The organism is Pseudotabrizicola sp. L79, from assembly GCF_036553525.1.
Taxonomy (GTDB): domain Bacteria; phylum Pseudomonadota; class Alphaproteobacteria; order Rhodobacterales; family Rhodobacteraceae; genus Pseudotabrizicola.
Map to the genome: position 1 here is coordinate 77397 of NZ_JAZHDA010000040.1, position 20322 is coordinate 97718.

23 protein-coding genes and 1 riboswitch are annotated in these 20322 nt (G+C 61.8%); of the genes, 7 read left to right on the forward strand and 16 right to left on the reverse strand.

Annotation, left to right across the window (positions count from 1 at the left end):
• Positions 1 to 12 precede the first annotated feature (12 nt).
• Positions 13 to 1299 carry a hypothetical protein gene (locus V3C85_RS01670; RefSeq protein ID WP_331793339.1) on the reverse strand — a complete coding sequence of 429 codons (1287 nt, stop codon included), beginning with the start codon at positions 1297 to 1299 and terminating at the stop codon, positions 13 to 15.
• Between the two features lie 74 nt (positions 1300 to 1373).
• Entirely contained in the window at positions 1374 to 2108 is a 735-nt protein-coding gene (locus V3C85_RS01675) for a uroporphyrinogen-III synthase (protein ID WP_331793340.1), read from the reverse strand.
• A gap of 45 nt (positions 2109 to 2153) precedes the next feature.
• On the opposite strand from V3C85_RS01675, the gene tsaD reads away from it, so the two are divergent.
• Genes tsaD through V3C85_RS01695 form a run of 4 tightly spaced genes read left to right on the forward strand, consistent with a single transcriptional unit; the run spans position 2154 to position 4888 of the window.
• Positions 2154 to 3245: a tRNA (adenosine(37)-N6)-threonylcarbamoyltransferase complex transferase subunit TsaD gene (tsaD, locus tag V3C85_RS01680; protein WP_331793341.1), complete on the forward strand. Its 1092-nt coding sequence runs from the start codon at positions 2154 to 2156 to the stop codon at positions 3243 to 3245.
• A complete protein-coding gene (locus tag V3C85_RS01685) occupies positions 3242 to 4198 on the forward strand; it encodes an NAD(P)H-dependent glycerol-3-phosphate dehydrogenase (protein WP_331793342.1) in 957 nt (318 codons plus the stop codon). Before tsaD ends, V3C85_RS01685 begins: the two co-directional genes overlap by 4 nt.
• Position 4199: 1 nt before the next feature.
• Positions 4200 to 4472 carry a YciI family protein gene (locus V3C85_RS01690; protein WP_331793343.1) on the forward strand — a complete coding sequence of 91 codons (273 nt, stop codon included), beginning with the start codon at positions 4200 to 4202 and terminating at the stop codon, positions 4470 to 4472.
• On the forward strand, positions 4469 to 4888 hold the full coding sequence (locus V3C85_RS01695) for an EVE domain-containing protein (RefSeq protein ID WP_331793344.1): 420 nt from the start codon (positions 4469 to 4471) through the stop codon (positions 4886 to 4888). Before V3C85_RS01690 ends, V3C85_RS01695 begins: the two co-directional genes overlap by 4 nt.
• Before the next feature lie 201 nt (positions 4889 to 5089).
• Here the strand turns inward: V3C85_RS01695 and V3C85_RS01700 are convergent, their stop codons facing one another.
• Positions 5090 to 5290 (reverse strand): heavy-metal-associated domain-containing protein, encoded by a 201-nt coding sequence (locus V3C85_RS01700; protein ID WP_331793345.1) that lies wholly within the window; start codon positions 5288 to 5290, stop codon positions 5090 to 5092.
• A gap of 171 nt (positions 5291 to 5461) precedes the next feature.
• Here V3C85_RS01700 and V3C85_RS01705 point away from each other — a divergent pair, with 171 nt between their 5' ends.
• Positions 5462 to 7945, forward strand: coding sequence for a heavy metal translocating P-type ATPase (locus V3C85_RS01705; protein WP_331793346.1), 2484 nt, complete (start codon positions 5462 to 5464; stop codon positions 7943 to 7945).
• Positions 7942 to 8331 carry a Cu(I)-responsive transcriptional regulator gene (cueR, locus tag V3C85_RS01710; RefSeq protein WP_331793347.1) on the forward strand — a complete coding sequence of 130 codons (390 nt, stop codon included), beginning with the start codon at positions 7942 to 7944 and terminating at the stop codon, positions 8329 to 8331. Before V3C85_RS01705 ends, cueR begins: the two co-directional genes overlap by 4 nt.
• Positions 8332 to 8340: 9 nt before the next feature.
• On the opposite strand, the gene V3C85_RS01715 is transcribed toward cueR, so the two are convergent.
• From V3C85_RS01715 to cbiE, 11 genes are all read right to left on the reverse strand, one after another.
• Complete coding sequence (locus tag V3C85_RS01715) at positions 8341 to 9165, reverse strand: metal ABC transporter permease (protein WP_331793348.1); 825 nt, start codon at positions 9163 to 9165, stop codon at positions 8341 to 8343.
• Positions 9162 to 10019 carry a metal ABC transporter permease gene (locus tag V3C85_RS01720; protein WP_331793349.1) on the reverse strand — a complete coding sequence of 286 codons (858 nt, stop codon included), beginning with the start codon at positions 10017 to 10019 and terminating at the stop codon, positions 9162 to 9164. The genes V3C85_RS01715 and V3C85_RS01720 overlap by 4 nt, the downstream gene beginning before the upstream one ends.
• Entirely contained in the window at positions 10016 to 10858 is an 843-nt protein-coding gene (locus tag V3C85_RS01725) for a manganese/iron ABC transporter ATP-binding protein (RefSeq protein WP_331793350.1), read from the reverse strand. Before V3C85_RS01725 ends, V3C85_RS01720 begins: the two co-directional genes overlap by 4 nt.
• The gene (locus V3C85_RS01730; protein ID WP_331793351.1) at positions 10855 to 11745 is read right to left on the reverse strand and encodes a metal ABC transporter substrate-binding protein; all 891 of its coding nucleotides are present in this window, start codon (positions 11743 to 11745) and stop codon (positions 10855 to 10857) included. Before V3C85_RS01730 ends, V3C85_RS01725 begins: the two co-directional genes overlap by 4 nt.
• 126 nt (positions 11746 to 11871) lie before the next feature.
• Positions 11872 to 12630: a precorrin-6A synthase (deacetylating) gene (cobF, locus tag V3C85_RS01735; RefSeq protein WP_331793352.1), complete on the reverse strand. Its 759-nt coding sequence runs from the start codon at positions 12628 to 12630 to the stop codon at positions 11872 to 11874.
• Between the two features lie 61 nt (positions 12631 to 12691).
• Positions 12692 to 13357: an energy-coupling factor ABC transporter permease gene (locus tag V3C85_RS01740; RefSeq protein ID WP_331793353.1), complete on the reverse strand. Its 666-nt coding sequence runs from the start codon at positions 13355 to 13357 to the stop codon at positions 12692 to 12694.
• Positions 13358 to 13390: 33 nt separating this feature from the next.
• Positions 13391 to 13609: riboswitch (cobalamin riboswitch) on the reverse strand.
• 110 nt (positions 13610 to 13719) lie between these two features.
• Positions 13720 to 14439 carry a uroporphyrinogen-III C-methyltransferase gene (gene cobA, locus V3C85_RS01745; RefSeq protein WP_331793354.1) on the reverse strand — a complete coding sequence of 240 codons (720 nt, stop codon included), beginning with the start codon at positions 14437 to 14439 and terminating at the stop codon, positions 13720 to 13722.
• Entirely contained in the window at positions 14436 to 15794 is a 1359-nt protein-coding gene (locus V3C85_RS01750; RefSeq protein ID WP_331793355.1) for a cobyrinate a,c-diamide synthase, read from the reverse strand. Before V3C85_RS01750 ends, cobA begins: the two co-directional genes overlap by 4 nt.
• The gene (gene cobM, locus V3C85_RS01755; RefSeq protein ID WP_331793356.1) at positions 15791 to 16570 is read right to left on the reverse strand and encodes a precorrin-4 C(11)-methyltransferase; all 780 of its coding nucleotides are present in this window, start codon (positions 16568 to 16570) and stop codon (positions 15791 to 15793) included. The genes V3C85_RS01750 and cobM overlap by 4 nt, the downstream gene beginning before the upstream one ends.
• The gene (locus V3C85_RS01760; RefSeq protein ID WP_331793357.1) at positions 16567 to 16935 is read right to left on the reverse strand and encodes a cobalamin biosynthesis protein; all 369 of its coding nucleotides are present in this window, start codon (positions 16933 to 16935) and stop codon (positions 16567 to 16569) included. The genes cobM and V3C85_RS01760 overlap by 4 nt, the downstream gene beginning before the upstream one ends.
• Complete coding sequence (cbiE, locus tag V3C85_RS01765; protein WP_331793358.1) at positions 16932 to 18110, reverse strand: precorrin-6y C5,15-methyltransferase (decarboxylating) subunit CbiE; 1179 nt, start codon at positions 18108 to 18110, stop codon at positions 16932 to 16934. Before cbiE ends, V3C85_RS01760 begins: the two co-directional genes overlap by 4 nt.
• Here cbiE and V3C85_RS01770 point away from each other — a divergent pair.
• Positions 18109 to 18861: a cobalt-precorrin-6A reductase gene (locus tag V3C85_RS01770; protein ID WP_331793531.1), complete on the forward strand. Its 753-nt coding sequence runs from the start codon at positions 18109 to 18111 to the stop codon at positions 18859 to 18861. The genes cbiE and V3C85_RS01770 overlap by 2 nt on opposite strands.
• On the opposite strand, the gene cobJ is transcribed toward V3C85_RS01770, so the two are convergent.
• Complete coding sequence (gene cobJ, locus V3C85_RS01775; RefSeq protein WP_331793359.1) at positions 18834 to 19571, reverse strand: precorrin-3B C(17)-methyltransferase; 738 nt, start codon at positions 19569 to 19571, stop codon at positions 18834 to 18836. The genes V3C85_RS01770 and cobJ overlap by 28 nt on opposite strands.
• Positions 19568 to 20320 carry a precorrin-2 C(20)-methyltransferase gene (locus tag V3C85_RS01780; protein WP_331793360.1) on the reverse strand — a complete coding sequence of 251 codons (753 nt, stop codon included), beginning with the start codon at positions 20318 to 20320 and terminating at the stop codon, positions 19568 to 19570. Before V3C85_RS01780 ends, cobJ begins: the two co-directional genes overlap by 4 nt.
• Between the last annotated feature and the right edge of the window lie 2 nt (positions 20321 to 20322).

Below are 20322 nucleotides of genomic sequence, written 5' to 3' on the forward strand. Positions count from 1 at the left end.
GCAAAGGCCCCCTTAACCAGAAATCGCGGCAGAGAGATCTGCCAAAGCTGACAAAGCATCAAGGCGGGTCTGGGCCAAGGCGGCCCAATCCGACAGCGCCGCCTGACCTTCGGCTGGCAGAGATTGAATCTCGGCCATGGCCGTTGTCAGATCGCCCGCCTGCACCGCCGCTTCAGCCCGCGACAAAACGGCATCCGGGTCGTCGCCTTCGCGTGGCGCAAGCGAGCGCGCGCCGGTGGCGGTTTCAAGGAAGGACGACATCCGATCCGTCAGGCTGTCGCCCATCGTGGCACGACGTGACGCTTCCAGCGCCTCGCGGGCGGCAGCGGGGAAGGCGTCGGCCAAGGCCTTGACAGTCGGAACGCCGCCTTCGGCTACGGCGGACAAAGGCGCAGGAACTTCAACCCCCTGCAAATCGGCAAGGGCTGTGGCGAAGGGGGCGCCGCTTTCCAATGCGGCCTGCACCCGACCAAGGGCCGCAGCTTGCAACGCGGTGCGCGCTGTTTCCTCGGCCTCGGCTTTCATCTGGGCGGCCTGCGCTTCGGCTTCTGCCAGCCGTGCTTCGGCCTCTGCGGCGGCGGCAGCAATATTCGCAGCCGTTGCCTCACCTTCACCTTTCAGCGCGTCGATATCGGCCTGCATCGCCTCCAACGCGGCAGTAATGGCAGCCGAGCTGGCACCAGAGCCATCGGCAGGCATCGCCTCGATCGCGGCAAGGCGCTGCTCAAGGGCGATGAGGGTATCTTGGATGGGCGTCAGATCAACTGGCTGGGCTGGCGCTGCCGGCTCGATCGACTCGATAGCCGTCAGCCGCGCCTCAAGTTCCGTCAGGCTGGGCAGGCGGGCTTCGGCTGCGGCAAGGCGTTCTGCCTGCGCCTGCAATGCGGCCTCGATTTCCGTCAGGGCCTCGCCGTTTTGTGGGCTTGATTGCTGCAGGGGGTAAAAGGTGGCCACACCATAACCGGCCGCAGCGGCAAGGGCGCCACCAATCACCATGCCCAGAAATCCGCCGCGTCGCTCAGGCTCGGGCGCCTTTGGGGGCAAGGCAGCCACCTGTGGCTCAGGCTCTGTCGTTTTTTCTTCTGGGGCGACCTGGTCCTCTGGCTCTTTCGATGGCACGGGCGGCACGTCTTCCGCGGCAGGCTTTGGCTCCGGCTCTGCCGCCACGGGTTCGGCCTTTACAGGATCAACCCCGGCCAGATCTTTCGGCTGCTCAGGGATCTGTCCCTGTTCGGCTGGTTCAACCGCGCCCTTGTTTTCAGTTTCGGCTGGGTCTTCCGGTTGAGTGGTCTTGGCCATGGCGTCCTTCCCGTGCTTGCCGCCCTTTTTGTGAAAGGCAGTTTCTTTAGCCTATCCCCCCAAGGGAACGGGGTTCAAGCACCGAACAGTGCCTGAGACATCTTATGCACAATTGCATCTTGTGTCGGTTTTTCTGCAATCAACACGTTTGCTGTCAAATCCGCTTGCACAGAATCTGCGACGGCCTGGCTAAGCGCGAAGGGCAATAACGTGGCCATGCAGGCGGTTTTTGCCAGTTCGGAACACCAGATTTCAGCTGTGCGTGGGGAAAACAGTGGCACCGCCACAAGCCCCGGTTCGGCCAGAATGGCCTTGGCCTTGGGGCTGATATGGGCTGGGCGCTGTGCATATGTGATGCGGTCACTGGCCTGCACAGAACGGTCTTGCAAACGCCGCACCAGATCACCGCGGCTGTCTTGCCCCCGCAAGTGCAAGAATGGCGCATCCTTCTGGCAAGACAGAAGTAATTGCAGCAAGGCCTCGGCATCCCCATCGGCAGAGACAACCGAAAACCCAAGGCCCTGCGCCACTTTGGCAGTGCGATCGCCCACGCAATAGGCAAGGTCAGGCAAAACTGCACCAGCCTGACGCTGTCGGGCCGCCGCCTGCGCACCCGTCTCGGACGTCAGGATCAGTGCCTTTGCTGTGGGTATCGGCGAGGGCTGATCCAGAAACACAGGCTGCAACAGTGGCGTCAGCACCGGATCAACCGCATCGCCGAACCTGTCGCGCAAAACTTGGGCAAATCGGCTGGCCTGAGGCTGCGGCCGGGTGATCAATACGGGAATGGCGCGGGATTGCAGGGCCATGCTTGTGGTGTTACCTCCGACCTACCCTTGGTGCAATGGCAGAACATGACCATACCCCTTACCTTTCTGGGAATCGAATCCAGTTGCGATGATACTGCCGCTGCGGTGGTGCGCGCGGGGGCGGAAACCGTGGTCTTGTCCAGTATCGTTGTGGGGCAAACGGCGCTGCATGCAGATTTTGGCGGTGTCGTGCCAGAAATCGCAGCCCGCGCCCACGTGGAAAAGCTGGATGGCTGCGTGGAAGAGGCATTGGCCAAGGCCGGAGTGACGCTGGCGCAGCTTGATGGCATTGCCGTTACCGCAGGGCCAGGATTGATCGGCGGGGTTTTGTCTGGGGTGATGCTGGCCAAGGGGCTGGCCGCAGCGACAGGGCTGCCGCTGGTGGGCGTCAACCATCTTGCGGGCCATGCGCTGACCCCGCGTCTGACCGATGGGCTGGCGTTTCCCTATCTGCTGCTGCTGGTTTCCGGCGGACATTGCCAGTTTCTGATCGTTCAGGATTCTCAGACGTATCATCGCCTTGGCGGAACCATTGACGATGCCCCGGGCGAGGCTTTTGACAAAGCCGCCAAAATGCTGGGCCTGCCACAACCGGGTGGCCCAAGTGTCGAGGCAGAGGCACGGCAGGGCGATGCCCGCCGCTTTGCCCTGCCGCGCCCCCTGCTTGACCGGCCTGGTTGCGACATGTCGTTCTCTGGCTTGAAAACCGCGCTGCTGCGGGCGCGCGACCAACTGGTGGCAGATCAGGGCGGGCTGACCGTGCAAGACAGGCGCGATCTTTGCGCCGGCTTTCAGGCAGCCGTTGCCGATGTTCTGGCCGAAAAAACACGGCGGGCCATAGCCGTTTATCTGCAAGCCACCCCCGCCGCCCCCGCCTTGGCCGTGGCCGGGGGCGTGGCCGCAAATATAGCCATTCGTGCCAGGTTAGAGACTGTTTGCCTTGATTTTGGGCTGCGCTTTACCGCACCCCCTTTGCGGCTGTGCACCGATAATGCCGCGATGATCGCCTTTGCCGGCATCGAAAGGTTTCGCCTTGGTCAGCAAGATGGGCTGGATCTTTCAGCCCGCCCGCGGTGGCCGCTGGATCAGACCGCACCCGCCATGATCGGGTCAGGCAAAAAGGGGGCCAAGGCATGACGATTGCCATTCTTGGCGGTGGTGCTTTCGGAACGGCGCTTGCCATCAGCATGGGGCAGGATCGCCCGATCATGCTGTGGGCGCGCGATATAAGCCACTTGGCCGCCCATCGCGAAAGCCCAAGGCTGGCCGGTGTGAAATTGCCCGAAAACGTGACTATTACAGCAGAAATCGGGGCGGCGTCGCAGGCCGACATCGTTTTGTTTGCCACCCCGATGCAAAGCCTTGCCACTTTTGTCGCCCAGATTGACCTTCCCCTGACAGCCAAGGCCCTGGTCGCCTGCTGCAAGGGGCTGGATCTGGCCTCGTTAAAAGGGCCGACCGATATTCTTGCCAGCCGCTGGCCCGATGCCACGCCAGCCATTCTGACCGGGCCCAGCTTTGCCACCGATATCGCCCATGGGCTGCCAACGGCTTTGACACTTGCCTGCGCAGATGAGGGGGTCGGCACAAGCCTTCAGGGCGCACTTTCAACCAGCACATTGCGCCTGTATCGATCGACAGATGTTGTGGGGGCGGAGCTGGGGGGGGCGTTGAAAAACGTCATTGCCATTGCTGCGGGCATTGTGATCGGTGCTGGTTTGGGCGACAGCGCACGCGCAGCCCTGATGACCCGCGGCTTTGCCGAACTCAGCCGATTTGCCCTGCGCATGGGGGCGCGCAGCGAAACGCTGATGGGCCTTTCCGGCTTTGGCGATCTGGTGCTGACCTGCACATCAGATCAATCGCGCAACTTTCGTCACGGCTTGTCCCTGGGGGCTGGTGCCGTGCCAGACCCCGCGCAAACCGTCGAAGGCATCGCCACGGCAGAAGCTGTGTTGAAACAGGCAATCCGGTTTGGCATCGTCCGCCAGATGCCCATCACCGCAATGGTGGCAAAAGTAACCCAAGGCCAGATCGGCGTGGCCGAGGCCGTTCAAAACCTGATGTCCCGCCCCCTTAAGGAAGAATAACATGCGTGTTGCCCTGATCTGTATCGACAAACCCGACCATCTGCATCTGCGCGTCGAAAATCGCGCTGCCCATTTGCAGCACATTGCAGACAGTGGCGTGGTCGAAATGGCCGGCCCCTTCCTTAGCCCCACGGGCGAGATGTGCGGTAGCCTGGTTGTTCTTTCGGTTGAAAGCCTTGATCAGGCCAAAGACTGGGCCAAGGCCGACCCCTATGCCAAGGCTGGGCTGTTTCAAAGCGTTGACATTCGTGAATGGAAAAAGGTGGTCGGATGACCCACTGGCTGTTCAAATCCGAACCCGATGCCTGGAGTTGGGACCAACAGGTTCAGACCGGTGCCAAGGGCGAGGAATGGACGGGTGTGCGCAACTATCAGGCCCGCAACAATATGCGGGCCATGAAACTGGGTGACCGGGGGTTCTTTTACCATTCGAACATCGGGAAAGAGATCGTCGGGATTGTCGAGGTGATCCGCGAAAGCGCGCCGGACAGCACCGCCAACGATCCAAAGTGGGATTGCGTGGTGATCAAGGCCGTTGCGCCACTGGCGACCCCTGTCAGCCTTGATACCTGCAAGGTGACAGCGGGCCTTGAACGCATGGTCCTGGTCAACAACAGCCGTCTGTCGGTGCAACCGGTGACAGACGATGAATGGGCCATCATCTGCAAACTGGGCGGTGTTCAAATCTGATCGTGGCCATGGAAATGGGGGATTCCAAACCCACAAGGAACCCCCCATCCACCCCACGTGCTCCCCTGGCACCGCACGTGTCTCTGAAAGGTTCCGGACATACTGTCCCGCCCTGTCTGTATACCGCTGAACCGGCCTTGCGGCAAAGGCCAAGTCCAAACATCTTAGTTCAAAATGTGCCCAGCCGATCCAGTAAATGGATCATGCGGCAGCTGGGGTGCTGTCGTATCCGGCGGCCTTCAACAGGTGCGCCACCGCGTCTTGCGACAGGCTGCTGTTGACCGCAACGGTTTGTGACGGCAGGTCGCAGACCACCGTGGCACCCTGATCGGCTGCCTTGATGGCGGTTTCAATGGCCCGCACACAATGGCCGCAGGTCATTTCGGGAATGCTGAATTTCATGTCTTGGCTCCGGATGGTATAGTTTGGCACAGGTTAGACGTTCCAGCCAAGGGAAGGTCAAGAACCGGTTTGATGACTGCGCCAAAGTTGCACATCCGGCGCGGGGTGGCCTTGACCCTCTGGTTACTGGAAGGTCTATGTCCCTAGCTGAACCATAACCCAGAGGCGGCCATGACCCAGCATTTTCGCATCACCCTGTCTGTCGAAGGGATGACTTGCGCGTCTTGCGTGGGCCGCGTGGCGCGTGGCCTGTCGGCTGTTGCGGGCCTGTCTGACGTGCAGGTCAATCTTGCCAGCGAAACGGCCAGCTTTCAGGCAGATACGCCGCAAGCCATTGGCACGGCAGCACAAGCGCTGGAGTCCTTGGGCTATCCGGCCCGAACAGCCACGGTGGTTCTGAACATCGAGTCGATGACCTGTGCGTCCTGCGTGGGGCGTGTCGATCGGGCGCTGTCCGCTGTTCCGGGTGTGGTCGATGTGGCCGTGAACCTTGCCGCCGAGACGGCACGCATCTCCTATCTGGAAGGGGCCGTCACGCCCGAACACCTGATCCGTATTTGTCATGATCTGGGTTATCCGGCCAGCTTGGCACAATCGGGCACAACGCAAAGCCAGACAACGCGCAAGGCCGCCGAGGCGCAGGTCTTGGCCCGCAAGGCATTGGTTGCCGCTGTGCTGACCTTGCCGGTGTTCGTCATGGAAATGGGGGGGCATCTGTTCCCTGCCCTGCATATGGCCATCCAGCATGGCATCGGCCAGCAAAACAGCTGGTTGATTCAATGGGCGCTGACCACAGCGGTGCTGCTGGGGCCAGGGCGACAGTTCTATCAAAAGGGCTTTCCCGCCCTTTGGAAACGCGCACCTGATATGAACAGCCTTGTCGCCGTTGGTACTGGGGCCGCCTATCTGTTTTCGCTGGTGGCTACCTTTTTGCCAGGCGCGTTGCCCGATGCCGTGCGCGCGGTCTATTATGAGGCTGCCGCAGTAATTGTCGTGCTGATCCTGATTGGTCGCTGGCTAGAGGCGCGGGCCAAGGGCCGCACTGGTGCCGCCATACAGAAACTTCTGGGTTTGCAGGCACGCACCACCCAGGTTCTGCGCAACGGAAAGCCTGTGCAGATCGCCATCGAGGCGTTGCAACTGGGCGATCAAATTCTAGTGCGGCCGGGCGAAAGGCTGGCGGCGGATGGAGAGGTTACTGAAGGCCAAAGCCATGTCGATGAAAGCATGATCACCGGTGAACCATTGCCCGTTGCCAAGGGCCCCGGTGATGCCGTGACGGGTGGCACAGTGAATGGCACCGGCAGCCTGACCTTTCGCGCCACCCGCGTGGGGGCCGATACGGTGCTGTCGCAGATCATTCGCATGGTCGAAACGGCCCAAGGTGCAAAGCTGCCGATTCAAGGGCTGGTGGATCGGATCACCCTATGGTTCGTGCCCGCCGTCATGGGGCTGGCAGCCCTGACCGTTATCGTCTGGCTTGTCTTTGGGCCCGATCCGGCCCTGACCTATGCCTTGGTGGCTGGCGTGTCGGTTCTTATCATTGCCTGCCCCTGCGCGATGGGGCTGGCGACGCCGACCTCTATCATGGTTGGCACCGGGCGGGCGGCTGAAATGGGCGTGCTGTTTCGCAAGGGCGATGCGCTGCAAGCCTTGGGCAGCCTGTCAGTGGTGGCACTGGACAAAACAGGCACGATCACCACGGGCCGACCCGAACTGACCGACCTGATCTTGGCCGACGGGTTCAATCGACCACAGGTCTTGGCCCAAGTTGCAGCAGCCGAAGCGCGATCCGAGCATCCTATTGCCGCAGCCCTGACCCGCAGGGCCAAGGCCGAGGGGCTGAATCTGGCTGATATCACCGACTTTACCTCGGTCACCGGCTTTGGGGTGCAGGCGATGGTCGATGGCGTGATGGTTCTGGTGGGCGCAGATCGGCTTATGCAGCGCCACGGTGTTGATACCGGGCCACTGGCCACAGCCGAGGCGAAGCTTGCCGCAACCGGGCGAACTGCGCTGTTTGCAGCCATTAACGGGCAGCTTGCAGCGGTTATCGGCGTGTCTGATCCAATCAAACCCTCCAGCCACCAGGCCATTGCCGCCTTGCAGGCACAGGGGCTGAAAGTGGCGATGATCACGGGCGACAAGCGCGAAACCGCAGAGGTGATCGGTGCCGAACTGGGCATTGATCTGGTGGTGGCGGGGGTGCTGCCGGATGGCAAGGTCAAGGCGATCGACGACCTGCGCAAATTCGGTGGTGTGGCCTTTGTCGGCGATGGCATCAACGATGCACCCGCCCTGGCCCATGCGGATGTGGGCATCGCCATTGGCACGGGCACCGATGTTGCGATTGAAAGCGCCGATGTGGTGCTGATGTCGGGCGATCTGCGCGGCGTTGTCAATGCCTTCAAGGTGTCGCGCCGCACAATGGCGAATATCCGGCAAAACCTGTTCTGGGCCTTTGGCTATAACATCGCCCTGATCCCGGTGGCGGCGGGGGTGCTGTATCCGGCCTTTGGCCTGCTGTTGTCGCCCATGCTGGGGGCGGGGGCCATGGCATTGTCATCTGTCTTTGTGCTGAGCAATGCCCTGCGCCTGCGACGCATTGCACCAGCCATGGCAGAAACCACATCACAGACAGGGGGTGGCGCATGAATATTGGCGAAGTGGCGCAAAGATCGGGTCTGCCCAGCAAGACCATCCGCTATTACGAAGAAATCGGGTTGATCACGCCCCTGCGGTCCGCCAATGGCTATCGCAGCTTTCGAGAGCGTGACCTGCACAAGCTGGCTTTTCTGGGCCGCGCCCGCGCTTTGGGCTTTTCCATCGAGGATTGCCGCACCCTGCTTGCCCTGTATGAGGATGAGCACCGCGAAAGCGCACAGGTCAAGTCGCTGGCGGAAGAACATCTGCAAGCGATTGATGCCAAGATCAGCCAGTTGCAATCCATGCGGGCCACACTGGCGCATCTGGTGCACTGCTGCGCGGGCGACAGCCGCCCTGATTGCCCGATCTTGAAAGATCTGGCCAATTCGGGCTGACTGGCCCGGTCAGCCCGCCACCCGCGCACGCCAGACCGTGCGGCCAAAGGCGGCGATGAAGATGCCTGTCAGGATCAGGATGATGGTCGGCGCAGGGGCGCTGTCGATGAAAAAGCTGAGATATAGGCCCAGAAAGGATGCCAAAAGCGTTACACCCACAGCAATCGGCAGCATCTGACCAAAGCGGCGGGTCAACAGAAATGCAATCGCCCCCGGCGCAATCAACAGGCCGATCGACAAGATGATGCCCACGGCCGACAGCGTGGCCACGATGGTCAACGAGATCAGGGTCAGCAGACCGTAATGCAGCCAATGCACCCGCAGACCCACTGCTTGCGCCTGAATCGGGTCAAAAGCATGCAGCAGGAACTCTCTCTGCTTGGCCAGGATGATAAAGCTGACAACAGCCCCGATCACCCCAGCAATCCAAAGATCATCGGTGCCAACCCCCAGCATATTGCCAAACAGGATGTGGTCCAGATGCACATCGGTGCGGATCTTGGTGTAAAGGACGATGCCAAAGCCGAACATGCCGGAAAAGACAATACCCATCACCGTATCTTCCTTGACCCGGCTGTTGCCCGACAAAAACCCCGTCGCCACTGCACAGGTCATACCCGCAACAAAGGCGCCAATGATCAGTGGCAGGCCCAAAAGATAAGCCAGCACCACACCCGGCAAGACAGCATGGCTGATTGCGTCGCCCATCAGCGACCACCCCTTAAGCACCAGAAAACATGACAGCAGGCTGGTCGGAACCGACAGCAGCGCCATGATCAAGAACGACTTGGTCATGAAGGCGAATTGGAACGGCATCAAAAGCGTATCGATCATGATGCCCTCAAGGCTTCGGCCGCGCGGCGGCGACCGGCAAGATAGCCATGTTTGGGCGCAAAGACAAAGGCGGCCAGAAAGATCAGGGTTTGCAGGCTGACGATCAGCCCCCCCGTCGCCCCATCAAGGAAAAAGCTGAGATAGGCCCCGACAAAGCTGGTGCCTGCCCCGATTGCCACGCTCAGCATCAAAAGCCGGGGAAAGCGGTCGGTCAGCAAATAGGCCGTGGCACCCGGCGTGACGACCATGGCAATCACCAGAAAGGCCCCCACCGTCTGCAATGCCGCAACGCAAGAGGCCGAGAGCAGTGTGAAAAACACCACCTTCAGAACATCGGGCCGCAGGCCAATGGTGCGGGCGTGGGATTCGTCAAAGAATGTCACCATCAGGTCTTTCCACTTGGCCAGCAACACCACCAGAGACACCGACCCAATGATGGCCAGTTGCAGCGTATCTTCGGGCGTGATCGCCAGAATATTGCCCATGGTGATGGTCTCGATGCTGACCGATGCTGGTGAAAGCGACACCATGAACAGGCCAAGCCCGAAGAATGAGGTAAAGATCAGACCAATCACCGTATCTTGCTTAAGACCGGTGCGCTGGCCCAGAAACAGCATGGCCCCCGCAGCAAGGCCACCAGCCGCAAAGGCACCCAGCGCGAACGGCAGGCCCAGCATATAGGCGCCGGCAACACCGGGCACGATCGAATGGCTAAGCGCATCTCCGATCAGCGACCAGCCTTTCAGCATCAGATAGGCCGAAAGAAAGGCGCAAAGCCCACCCACCATGGCACTGACCCACATGGCCGTGAAAATATAGCTGTAAGAAAACGGCAGCAGCAGGGTATCGATCATCGCCCGCCCTCATCGCCGTAAACGACAAAGGGGCGCTCATCATCCGTGATCACGCGCACTTTGCGGCTGTCATCATCATCATGCAGATCAGAACCGCCCAGAACAAAGTGGCGCAGCACCCCGCCAAAGGCACGCTCCAGGTTTTTCTGGGTAAAGATGTCCTGGGTCGGGCCATAGGCCAGCACGGTTTGCTTGACCAGGATGGTGCGGTCACAAAACTCGGGCACCGAGCCTAGGTTATGCGTGGACACCAGCATCACCCGCCCTTCCTCGCGCATCTCTCGCAGCAAGGCGATGATGGCATCTTCGGTTTGCACATCGACACCGGTAAAGGGTTCGTCCAGCAAGATCACCTTGCCATCCTGCGCCAAGGCGCGGGCAAGAAACACGCGTTTCCTTTGGCCGCCCGACAACTCTCCAATCTGGCGTTTGCGGAAGTCCAGCATATTTACGCGCGCCAAGGCATCTTGCACAGCCCGGTGATCGGCGGCAGAGGGGCGGCGGAAAAAGCCCATGTGGCCATAGCGGCCCATCATCACCACATCTTCAACCAAGACCGGAAACGTCCAATCCACCTCTTCTGCCTGCGGCACATAGGCCACGATGTTTTGCCGCAAAGCCTCTTTTACCGGCAGGCCCAAGACGCGGATATCACCCTTGGCGGCGGGCACAAAACCCATGATCGCCTTGAACAGCGTAGATTTACCCGCACCATTGACGCCCACCAACGCCGTGATCGTGCCGGTGGGCAATTCAAAACTGGCGTCCTTCAGGGCGGCATGACCGTTGCGATATGTCACGGTCACGTCTTGAGCGCTGAGGCCCGGTGATGCCATCATTGCGTCAGTCCCTTGGCCACTGTTTCGGTCGTCACGCGCAGCAGATCAAGATAGGTGGGCACGGGGCCATCATCGGCGGTCAGGCTGTCAACATACAAGACCCCACCATAGGCGGCCCCCGTTTCACGCGCCACTTGCTGCGCCGGGGCTTGGCTGACCGTGCTTTCGCAAAAAATGGCCGGGATCTGGTTTTCGCGCACGGTATCAATCACCCGACGCACCTGCTGTGGTGTGCCCTGCTGATCGGCATTGGTGGGCCACAGATACAGTTCTTTCATCTGGAAATCGCGCGTCAGATAGCCAAAGGCCCCTTCACAACTGACCAGCCAGCGCTGCTGTTCGGGCACAGCCATGATCTGTTGCCGCAAAGGGCCGATAGTTTCGGTGATCTGCTGCTTATAGGCCTCGGCATTTGCTGCATAGGTTTCGGCATTTTGCGGATCGTGCTGAATGAAAGCGTCACGGATGTTGTCAACATAGATCAGCGCATTCGACAGGCCCATCCACGCATGTGGGTTCGGCTTGCCATCATAGTCACCGCCCGAGATGCTGATCGGGTCGATCCCGTCTGACAGGGTGGCGCTGGGCACGTCTGACAGATTGGCAAAGAACTGCTCGAACCACAGTTCAAGGTTCAACCCATTCCACAAGATCAGATCGGCATCCTGGGCCTTGATGATGTCACGCGGCGTGGGCTGATAGCCGTGAATCTCAGACCCCGGCTTGGTGATGCTTTCCACGATGGCCACATCACCCGCCACATTCTGGGCCATGTCGGCGATCACCGTAAAGGTGGTCACCGCCTTGAATTTGTCATCTGCCGCCATTGCCGAAGTTGCCGCCAGAAATGCCAGGCTGGTTGCCAACAGAAAGCCACTGTTTTTCATGTCAGACCTTCGATCTTGTTGCAGGTTCACTGGAAAGCTAGGGCAGTCTTGATCGTCATGCAATGATATTGAGAAGCATTCTCAATTCTTTCCCGCAAACAAAGCTGTGATCGCGGCGATCTGCACTCAATGTTTGCGCAACAGATAGATATCCATGATCCAGCCATGCCGGGCGCGGGCCTGGGCGCGGGTGGCAAGGATCTGCTCTGACACCTCGGCCAGCGGGCCACTCAGCAGGATCTGTTCCTCCATCCCGACATAGGCCCCCCACCAGATCGAAAGCCCGGCAGGATCAAGCGCCTGAAATGCCCCGCCGGAATCAAGCATGACGACCGCAGTATCTACGCCAGCGGGCCAGCCTTCGTCACGCAGGCGGCGGCCCGTGGTGATGATGACCGGGGCACCCAGTTCGTTCAAGGCAATCGCATGGGCGGCGCAGAGCGCCTGAATGGCGGTGATCCCGGCAATCACCTGCACCTTAAGCGGCAGACGTTTGCCAACGCGTTCAGCAATGCGCAAGGTGCTGTCATAAAGCGAAGGGTCACCCCAGACCAGCAGGCCAACATTCGGCCCACCGCCATTTGCCAGATGCCGCTGGATCGCGTCTTGCCAGCGGTCGGCGATGGCGTCGTGCCAATCATGCACACGACGCAGATAATCCGGCGTGGCCGGATCGCGCACCGGCAGATCAAAAGCCTCGATCCGGGTGGTCGGGTTGGTCAGACACGAGTCACAAATGGCCCGGCGCAAACCCGCTAGATCAGCCTTATCATCCCCCTTCAGCGGGATCAGAATCAGATCACAGGCATTGATCGCCTTTTGCGCCTGACGGGTGACATGGTCAGGGTTGCCAGTGCCGATGCCGACAAGCGTTAGCGTAATCATGCGGTTCTCATGCAAATGGGGGGCCTTGCGGCCCCCAATGTCCCAAATTTGAACCCCAGTATCAGGCGAAGAGACGCGGAGTTACAAGGCCAGAACCGCGCAGGCCATTCAGCCGCTTGGCAACAGCCAGAACAGCCAGATCAACCAACGGCTCCAGCAGGATGACGGTCATATAGGCCGCGCCAAAGGCACCGATCGCCGCGACATTGGTAAAGCCCTGTCCCAGGATCGCCCAGAAAGCCACCCAAGCGACAACACCCCCCTGAAACGCAGTCGAAAGGGCCAAAGCCTGGCTGTATTTCAGATCGACATAAGCCGTGCCCGGCGCAATCAGCCGCTTGGCCACCAGATGCAAGGCGAACAGCGGCACCAGCAAGGTGGTGACGTTCATACCATACTGCGGCAAATCAAGCGGGGCAAAGAACAGACCCTGCAACAGCAGGCCCATGGCCAGACCGATGGCGGCCGGGGCCATCCCAAAGATCAGAAACAGGGTCGAGCCCAAGATGAAGTGCACTTCGGAAACGCCCGCCGAATAATGCGGCAGGATTTCAAAGAAGGTAAAGACAGCCGCCGTGGCCATGGCAGAGCGCGCCACCAACGACATCAGGCCCTGGGTGCGCAGGGCATCCCAAGCGGTTTTCAGGGTATAGAGGCCAGCCGTGGCAGCCGTGGAATAGCCTACGACCAGTTTTGCGCCGGTGACGACTTCGTGTTCAATATGCATAACGTTCTCCGACCGTCACACCCGACGGCGTTGCAGGTTTCATCGCGTAGGGCCGGTCTCCTGGCTTGCGGGTCATAGCAGCCTTCACCTTCCCATCCGGTTGCCCAGACAGTGGCCGTCGAAGGCCGCTCACCGCTAACAGTCGCGGGGGCGGCTGGGGCTGTGGGCGCCGTATTCGGTCCGCCCTTCCCCATTCCCGTTTCAGTCCCGGCGCTTTGCGCCTGATGGGACACCTTACACCGTCAGTTGCGCCCAAAGTGCCATATCGGTCAAGGCGCAATTGCGCCCTTTTTAGATGATTTGCGACGGCGCCCCTTGAATTTTTGCATTTGAGACACAACGACGGCCAGCACGCCAAGGGTTCAAGATCTTGCCAGAGATCCGTACAAGATAAGCGCGGGCTGATCACCGCGGCTTTGCGCCAGACTGGCCGCCAGTTCGGCCACGGTCGAGCGATGCAGCGCCTGTTGCGGGTGACCAACGGCCTCGGCCAACAGGGCTGGCGTCTCAGGCGGCAAGCCATGATCAATCAGACCCTGCGCCAGAATGGGAAAGGTGCGTTTGCCCATGAACACCACGGTCGTGGCCCCGGCATCGGCCAGCGCCGCCCAGTTCAGACCTTGCGGCAGATCGCCTGTCACATCTGCGCCCGTCACGAATTGCACACGCCGCGCGGTCAACCGACGCGTCAAGGGAATGCCTGCCGCCGCCGCCGCCGCACAGGCCGAAGGCACGCCGGGGACGATTTCATACCCCACACCCACCTCGGTCAGGGCAGTGATTTCTTCCTCTAACCGGCCAAAAATGCCGCTGTCGCCAGACTTCAGGCGCACAACCTTGACCCCCGTCAACGCATGTTCAACCAGCAACCGGCTGACATGGTCTTGCTTGGGCGAGGGTTTTCCCGCCCGTTTGCCCACGGCGATCAACTCGGTTTGCGGCCCCGCATGCGACAGAATGGGGCCTGACGAAAGATCATCGAACAACACCACATCTGCCTCGGCCAAGCGGCGCGCGGCCTTTAGCGTCAGCAATTCCGGGTCGCCGGGGCCAGAAGATACGAAAGATACAAAGCCGGTCATGGTGTTGTCTCGGTCTGGGCCTGCGCAGGGGCAATCAGGTGAAAAAAGGTGCCCGTCACCCGGCCGCCGCCGGGCATGTTACGGAATGATCCGGTTTCAGGCACCGGCTCGCCATTGGCATCACGCACATCGGCCAATGGCGCATCGGGTTGGGCCACAATCGTGGCATAGTGGAATTCATGGCCGCGCAACGCACGCGCGCCGGTCAGCCCCGGCAATGGCTGATGTGGGCGGGACATGCGATAGCCCAAATGCATGCGGCGTTTGGCAAAGCTGGTTTCCAACCCCAGCAGGCCAACCATCTGATGCCGCGTGCCATCTGCTGCCACCACACCCTGACCCAAGGCCATATAGCCCCCGCATTCGCCATGCACCGGGCGCGTTTCGGCAAAGACCTGCAACCCCTTCCGAAACGCCGCGGCCGCCGCCAGCCGCGGGCCGTGCAATTCAGGATAGCCGCCAGGCAGCCAACACACAGTGGCCGAGGGATCAGGCACCTGATCGGCCAGTGGCGAAAACGGCAAAATCGTCGCCCCCTGCGCGCGCCAATCGGCCAAAAGATGGGGGTAAACAAAAGAAAACGCCGAATCCCGGGCCAAGGCTATTCGTTCCCCCGGCGCGGGGATGGCTGGGCTGGGCTGGCTGGGCATCTGCGACACAGCCGCTGCCGCCCGAATAGCCGCCAAATCGCAATGCGCAGCAACAAAGGCCCCCGCTTCTGCCATGATCGCCTGCAAGCGTGGCAGTTCCTCGGCCTGCACAAGGCCAAGATGGCGCTCGGGCAAGCTGATTTCGGCCTTGCGTGGCAGCGCACCCAGAACCCGCAGGCCCGCCGCCTCCATTCCGACCCGCACCAGGGCCTCATGTCGGGGCGAGGCGACCTTGTTCAGGATCACCCCTGCCACCGTCACCCCATCCCGAAACAGCGCCAAACCCTTTGCCACAGCCGCTGCCGTCTGCGCCTGACCCGAGACATCCAGCACCAGAACCACAGGCCATCCCGTCAGCGCGGCCAGATCGGCACTTGCCCCGGTGCCAGACTCGCCCGGCCGTGCCACCCCGTCAAACAGCCCCATCGAGCCTTCGGCGATGATCAGATCTGCCCCCATCGCCACCTGCATCTGCGCAGCCAGCAAGGGCGGTGTCATCGCCCAGGTATCCATGTTGAACGACGCACGGCCTGCCGCCGCTGCGTGAAAGGCCGGGTCGATGTAGTCGGGCCCACTTTTGAACGGCTGAACGCACAGGCCCTGAGCCCGGAACGCGGCCAGCAGGCCAAGCGTCACCGTGGTTTTTCCTGTGCCCGATGCCGGGGCAGAAACAATAAGTCCGGGGGGTGTTCCGGGGGGTGTCATGCGCTTTCCGGGAAACGGGGGTTGGTGCCCACAGGGCGATAGCGGCGGTCATAATCGCCCGCATATAGCCGGCTTTCGTCAAAATCCTCGGCGCCAAGCGAATGCCCAACCAGGATCAGCGCTGTCCGCTCTCCTTCCCCGATCGAGGCATCGATCGTGGCCAGTGTCGCCCGCACCACCCGCTGATCCGGCCAACTGGCCCGGAACACCACGGCAACCGGGCAATCAGGACCATAGTCTGGCGTCAGCCGTGCCACCACATCGGGCAGCACATGGACAGACAGGTGAATGGCCAGAACCGCCCCTGTCCGGGCAAAGTTTTCCAGCGTCTCGCCATCGGGCATCGACGAGGCACGGCCAGATGTGCGGGTCAGCACCACCGATTGCGCCACACCGGGCAGCGTCAGTTCGGCAGACAGCGCAGCAGCGGCGGCGGCAAATGCGGGCACACCCGGCGTTACATCATAGGCGATGCCCATGGCCCGCAGGCGGCGCAACTGCTCTCCCATCGCTGACCAGACCGACAGATCCCCCGAATGCAGCCGCGCCACATCCTTGCCCTGCGCATTGGCCTCGGCAATCTCGGCCATGATTTCATCCAGGCTCATCGAGGCTGTGTTCACGATCTTGGCCCCGGGCGGGCAGTGTTGCAGCAAAGCCTCGGGCACCAGACTGCCCGCGTAAAGGCAAACCGGGCAGGCAGCGATCAGATCGCGCCCGCGCAGGGTGATCAGGTCGGGCGCACCGGGGCCAGCGCCGATGAAATGAACGGTCATGCGAGATCTCCTGAACTTGTCGCGATGGCGGCTGTTGCCATGCCCCCCGGCGCGGAAATCCGCGCCAATGTGATACGCGCACCCGGCCCCGCAGCCACCAGTGCAGCGGCCTCGGCCACTGATCCGGTGCCATGCATGGCGGTGATGCGGGCAGATTGGGTGGGGGTTTCCACCCCAGCCACGGCCACGGCCAGAATGGGCAGATGCCGGTCGCGGGCCAGCGCCACCAGGTTCGGGTCGGTGGACTTTTCCGGCAAGGTGGCAATCGCTGCAACCACACCGCCCTGTTCCTCGGCCGCGGCCAGCACGGCTTGCAACGCCGCAAGGGGGGTGCCTTTGCGAAAACCGATCCCTGCCACCTTCATCGCACCACACTCCACTGCACCACGGGCCGCGCGGCAGACCACCCGCGAAACCCGCCCAAAGGCGTTGCTTCGGCCAGATCAATCCGCAACAGACTGCCACCGTGATTTGCGTGGCATGCGGCCAGAACGGCCTCTGTCTCTAGCGTAACGCCATTTGCAACCAGCCGGGTGCCCGCAGGCAACAGCGGCCAAAGGGCGGCATAAAGCGCATGGTCGCCACCGCCCCCCACAAAGACGGCATCCGGCACCGGCAAGCCGACAAGGGCCTGTGGGGCGCGCCCCTGAACAACGCTTTGCCGATGCGCCACGCCAAAGGCATCTGCATTGGCGCGGATGTTTTCCACGCGTTCGGCCCTTGCCTCAATCACAATGGCTCGCCCCCCGGCAAGGCACCATTCCACCGAAATCGACCCCGATCCGCCGCCGATATCCCACAAAATCTGCCCTGGTCGCGGGGCCAGTGCCGACAGCGTCAGCGCCCGAATGGGGCGTTTGGTGATTTGCCCATCAGTGGCAAACAGATCGTCGGGCAAACCACAGGCACGGGGCAAACCTGCGCCCTGCGGCAGATCGGCACCGTCCAGCGCCACAGCGACGGGGGCCACGGTATCCGGCCAATCGATCCCTTCACGCACCCGCTCACGCACGCCGCCCAGCGCCTCGCACACCGTTACGCGTGTTTGGGCAAAGCCGTTTTCGCGCAACCATGCGCCCAGCTCGGCCACAGCGGCGCCATCACGCAGGGTGCAGATCACCCGAACCCCACGCGCCAGCACCGGGCGCAGACGGGCAAAGGGGGCGGCATGCAGGCCAAGGCACTGCACCTCCTCTAGCCGCCAGCCCAACCTTGCAGCAACCAGAGAGAAAACGCCCGCCTGCGGAAAAGCCCGCCATTCCGACGGGGCAAGATGGGCCGAAACCGACCCGCCCGCACCGAACCAGAATGGATCACCTGAAACCAGCATAGCCACCCGCTTGCCACGCAGGGCCAGCAGCGGGGCCAGATCAAAGGGCACTGGCCAAGGATGGCCACGCAGGCCGGCATCGACCAAGGCCAGATGCCGTGGCCCGCCAAAGACCATTTCTGCCCGTTCCAGTGCGGCGCGGCTTGCATCTGACAGGCCTGCCAGTCCATCTTCGCCCAAACCGATGATCGACAGCCAAGGGTCAGACATGACGCGCATCCTGCTTTTGGGCGGCACGACCGAGGCCAGCCGACTGGCCCGCAGCCTTGCCGCTGCGGAAATGGATGCCGTCTTTTCCTATGCCGGGCGCACCGACGCGCCCGTGGCCCAGCCCCTGCCCACCCGCATAGGCGGATTTGGGGGCGTTGACGGCCTGATGCGCTATCTGGATACGGGCGGGATCAGCCATGTCGTAGACGCCACCCACCCCTTTGCCGCCCAAATAAGCCAGAATGCCATTGCCGCCTGCACTGCGATGCATATCCCGCTGATCGCGCTGGAACGCCCGGCATGGCACCCGCAAACGGGGGATAAATGGCACAGCGTGCCCAGTATTGACGCGGCTGTGCAGGCCCTGCCCGATCAGCCCGCGCGGGTGTTTCTGGCAATCGGCAAGCAGAACCTGACTGCCTTTGCCGCCAAGCCACAGCATCATTATCTGTTGCGGCTGGTTGACCCGCCAACGGCGCCCCTGCCTTTGCCGCAGGCCGATGTCGTGCTGGCGCGTGGCCCCTTTGACGTGGCGGGTGATACGGCGCTGATGCACCAGAACCAGATCAGCCATGTCGTCGCCAAAAATGCCGGGGGCCTTGGTGCCGCTGCCAAGCTGACAGCCGCGCGCGCCCTTGGCGTGCCCGTCATCCTGATCGACCGCCCCACACTGGCCGCTCGGCAGGTGGTTCACAGCGAAGAGGATGTCATGGGCTGGCTGCGTCATGGTGCCACCGAGCGCGGCGTGTAAACCCAGGTCCCCACCCGGCGCGTGGCTTCATTTCCCACAATCACCACGGTGCGCATATCGGCCATTTCCGGGGTTGCCTCTTCCAGAGTCACGGTGCTGATCCGCTCATCCGGGGTGGAAACGGCACGGGCGAACAAGATCAGCCGCGCGGGTTCGCATTCCTCGCGCAAGATCTCAAGCACGCGGGTAAACTGATGCGGGCGGCTGGCCGAACGCGGGTTGTAAAACGCCATGGCAAAGCCACCCCGTGCAGCATGGCGCAAACGGCGCTCTACCTCGCTAAAGGGTTTCAGATTGTCTGACAGGTTGATGGCGCAAAAATCATGGCCCAAGGGCGCCCCGGCCCGCGCCGCCGCTGCCAGCATGGCCGTGATGCCGGGCAAGATGCGAATATCGGTTGCCTGATGGTTTGGGCTGGCCTCCAGCGCCTCAAACAAGGCACTGGCCATGGCAAAAACGCCCGGATCGCCTGATGACACGATCACCACACGCCGCCCTTCGGCTGCCATTTGCAAGGCGGCACCGGCGCGATCCAGTTCAACCCGGTTGTCCGAAGGATGCAACGTCAACCCATCGCGCGGGGCCACCCGCGCGACATAGGGGATATACCCGACCACATCCGTGGCTTCGGCCAAGGCTGCCGTCACCTCGGGCGTAACCAAGGCTTCACTGCCTGGCCCAAGGCCGGCCACAGTGACCCAACCGCTCATTCCTCGGCCCCCACAACAGGGCGGCGACCGTGGCCATGCACCAGAACAATCGCAAAATAGGGGCAATCCTCGGCATCAACATCGGCGAGTTTTGCCACCCGTTGCCCCGGCATCGTGCCGCGTTCGATCAACCACGCATCCTGTAGCCGACCCGCAGCGGCAAGGGCGCGACGCACGCGGGGCAGGTTGCGCCCCGTCTTCATGATCGCCAAGGCCTCTGACCCGGCCATGTGGCGCACCAACTCTGCTTCGGGCAATGTGCCCATCAACACGGTCAGAATATCATCGCCCCAAGTGATGGGCACGCCCGTGGCGTTCCAGCAACCCACCATGCCCGGAATGCCCGGGATCACCTCGACCGGCACAAGGTCTTTCAGCCGCACATAAAGGTGCATGAACGACCCGTAAAAGAACGGGTCCCCTTCGCACAACACCACAACCTCTTCACCGGCGGCCACCAACCGATGCAGACGCGCTGCCCAATCGTCGTAAAACTCGGCCAGCGCGCGGTTGTAATCGGGGCTGTCAAAGGGAATTTCCGTTGTCACCGGGTATTCCATGGCATGTTCAACGGCACCGGGGGCCAACATGCCCTCAACAATCCGGCGCGCCTGCCCCTGGCGGCCCGCCTTGCGGAAATAGGCGATGTGGCGGCCCGAGCGGATGACCCGATCTGATCGCACCGAAATAAGATCGGGATCGCCCGGCCCCAACCCTGCGCAAATGATGCGGCCCTGTGTCTGTGCCATGG

Excerpts from the sequence above, each read along its gene's own strand:
- V3C85_RS01690 (WP_331793343.1), top strand. The coding sequence starts at position 4,200 with ATGCGTGTTGCCCTGATCTGTATCGACAAACCCGACCATCTGCATCTG.
- V3C85_RS01770 (WP_331793531.1), top strand. The coding sequence starts at position 18,109 with ATGACGCGCATCCTGCTTTTGGGCGGCACGACCGAGGCCAGCCGACTG.
- V3C85_RS01730 (WP_331793351.1), bottom strand. The coding sequence starts at position 11,745 with ATGAAAAACAGTGGCTTTCTGTTGGCAACCAGCCTGGCATTTCTGGCG.
- cueR (WP_331793347.1), top strand. The coding sequence starts at position 7,942 with ATGAATATTGGCGAAGTGGCGCAAAGATCGGGTCTGCCCAGCAAGACC.
- V3C85_RS01720 (WP_331793349.1), bottom strand. The coding sequence starts at position 10,019 with ATGATCGATACCCTGCTGCTGCCGTTTTCTTACAGCTATATTTTCACG.
- cobM (WP_331793356.1), bottom strand. The coding sequence starts at position 16,570 with ATGACCGTTCATTTCATCGGCGCTGGCCCCGGTGCGCCCGACCTGATC.
- cobA (WP_331793354.1), bottom strand. The coding sequence starts at position 14,439 with ATGACCGGCTTTGTATCTTTCGTATCTTCTGGCCCCGGCGACCCGGAA.
- V3C85_RS01705 (WP_331793346.1), top strand. The coding sequence starts at position 5,462 with ATGACCCAGCATTTTCGCATCACCCTGTCTGTCGAAGGGATGACTTGC.
- cbiE (WP_331793358.1), bottom strand. The coding sequence starts at position 18,110 with ATGTCTGACCCTTGGCTGTCGATCATCGGTTTGGGCGAAGATGGACTG.
- V3C85_RS01700 (WP_331793345.1), bottom strand. The coding sequence starts at position 5,290 with ATGAAATTCAGCATTCCCGAAATGACCTGCGGCCATTGTGTGCGGGCC.
- V3C85_RS01780 (WP_331793360.1), bottom strand. The coding sequence starts at position 20,320 with ATGGCACAGACACAGGGCCGCATCATTTGCGCAGGGTTGGGGCCGGGC.
- V3C85_RS01750 (WP_331793355.1), bottom strand. The coding sequence starts at position 15,794 with ATGACACCCCCCGGAACACCCCCCGGACTTATTGTTTCTGCCCCGGCA.
- V3C85_RS01715 (WP_331793348.1), bottom strand. The coding sequence starts at position 9,165 with ATGATCGATACGCTTTTGATGCCGTTCCAATTCGCCTTCATGACCAAG.
- V3C85_RS01695 (WP_331793344.1), top strand. The coding sequence starts at position 4,469 with ATGACCCACTGGCTGTTCAAATCCGAACCCGATGCCTGGAGTTGGGAC.
- V3C85_RS01760 (WP_331793357.1), bottom strand. The coding sequence starts at position 16,935 with ATGAAGGTGGCAGGGATCGGTTTTCGCAAAGGCACCCCCCTTGCGGCG.
- V3C85_RS01685 (WP_331793342.1), top strand. The coding sequence starts at position 3,242 with ATGACGATTGCCATTCTTGGCGGTGGTGCTTTCGGAACGGCGCTTGCC.
- tsaD (WP_331793341.1), top strand. The coding sequence starts at position 2,154 with ATGACCATACCCCTTACCTTTCTGGGAATCGAATCCAGTTGCGATGAT.
- V3C85_RS01670 (WP_331793339.1), bottom strand. The coding sequence starts at position 1,299 with ATGGCCAAGACCACTCAACCGGAAGACCCAGCCGAAACTGAAAACAAG.
- cobF (WP_331793352.1), bottom strand. The coding sequence starts at position 12,630 with ATGATTACGCTAACGCTTGTCGGCATCGGCACTGGCAACCCTGACCAT.
- V3C85_RS01740 (WP_331793353.1), bottom strand. The coding sequence starts at position 13,357 with ATGCATATTGAACACGAAGTCGTCACCGGCGCAAAACTGGTCGTAGGC.
- V3C85_RS01675 (WP_331793340.1), bottom strand. The coding sequence starts at position 2,108 with ATGGCCCTGCAATCCCGCGCCATTCCCGTATTGATCACCCGGCCGCAG.
- cobJ (WP_331793359.1), bottom strand. The coding sequence starts at position 19,571 with ATGAGCGGTTGGGTCACTGTGGCCGGCCTTGGGCCAGGCAGTGAAGCC.
- V3C85_RS01725 (WP_331793350.1), bottom strand. The coding sequence starts at position 10,858 with ATGATGGCATCACCGGGCCTCAGCGCTCAAGACGTGACCGTGACATAT.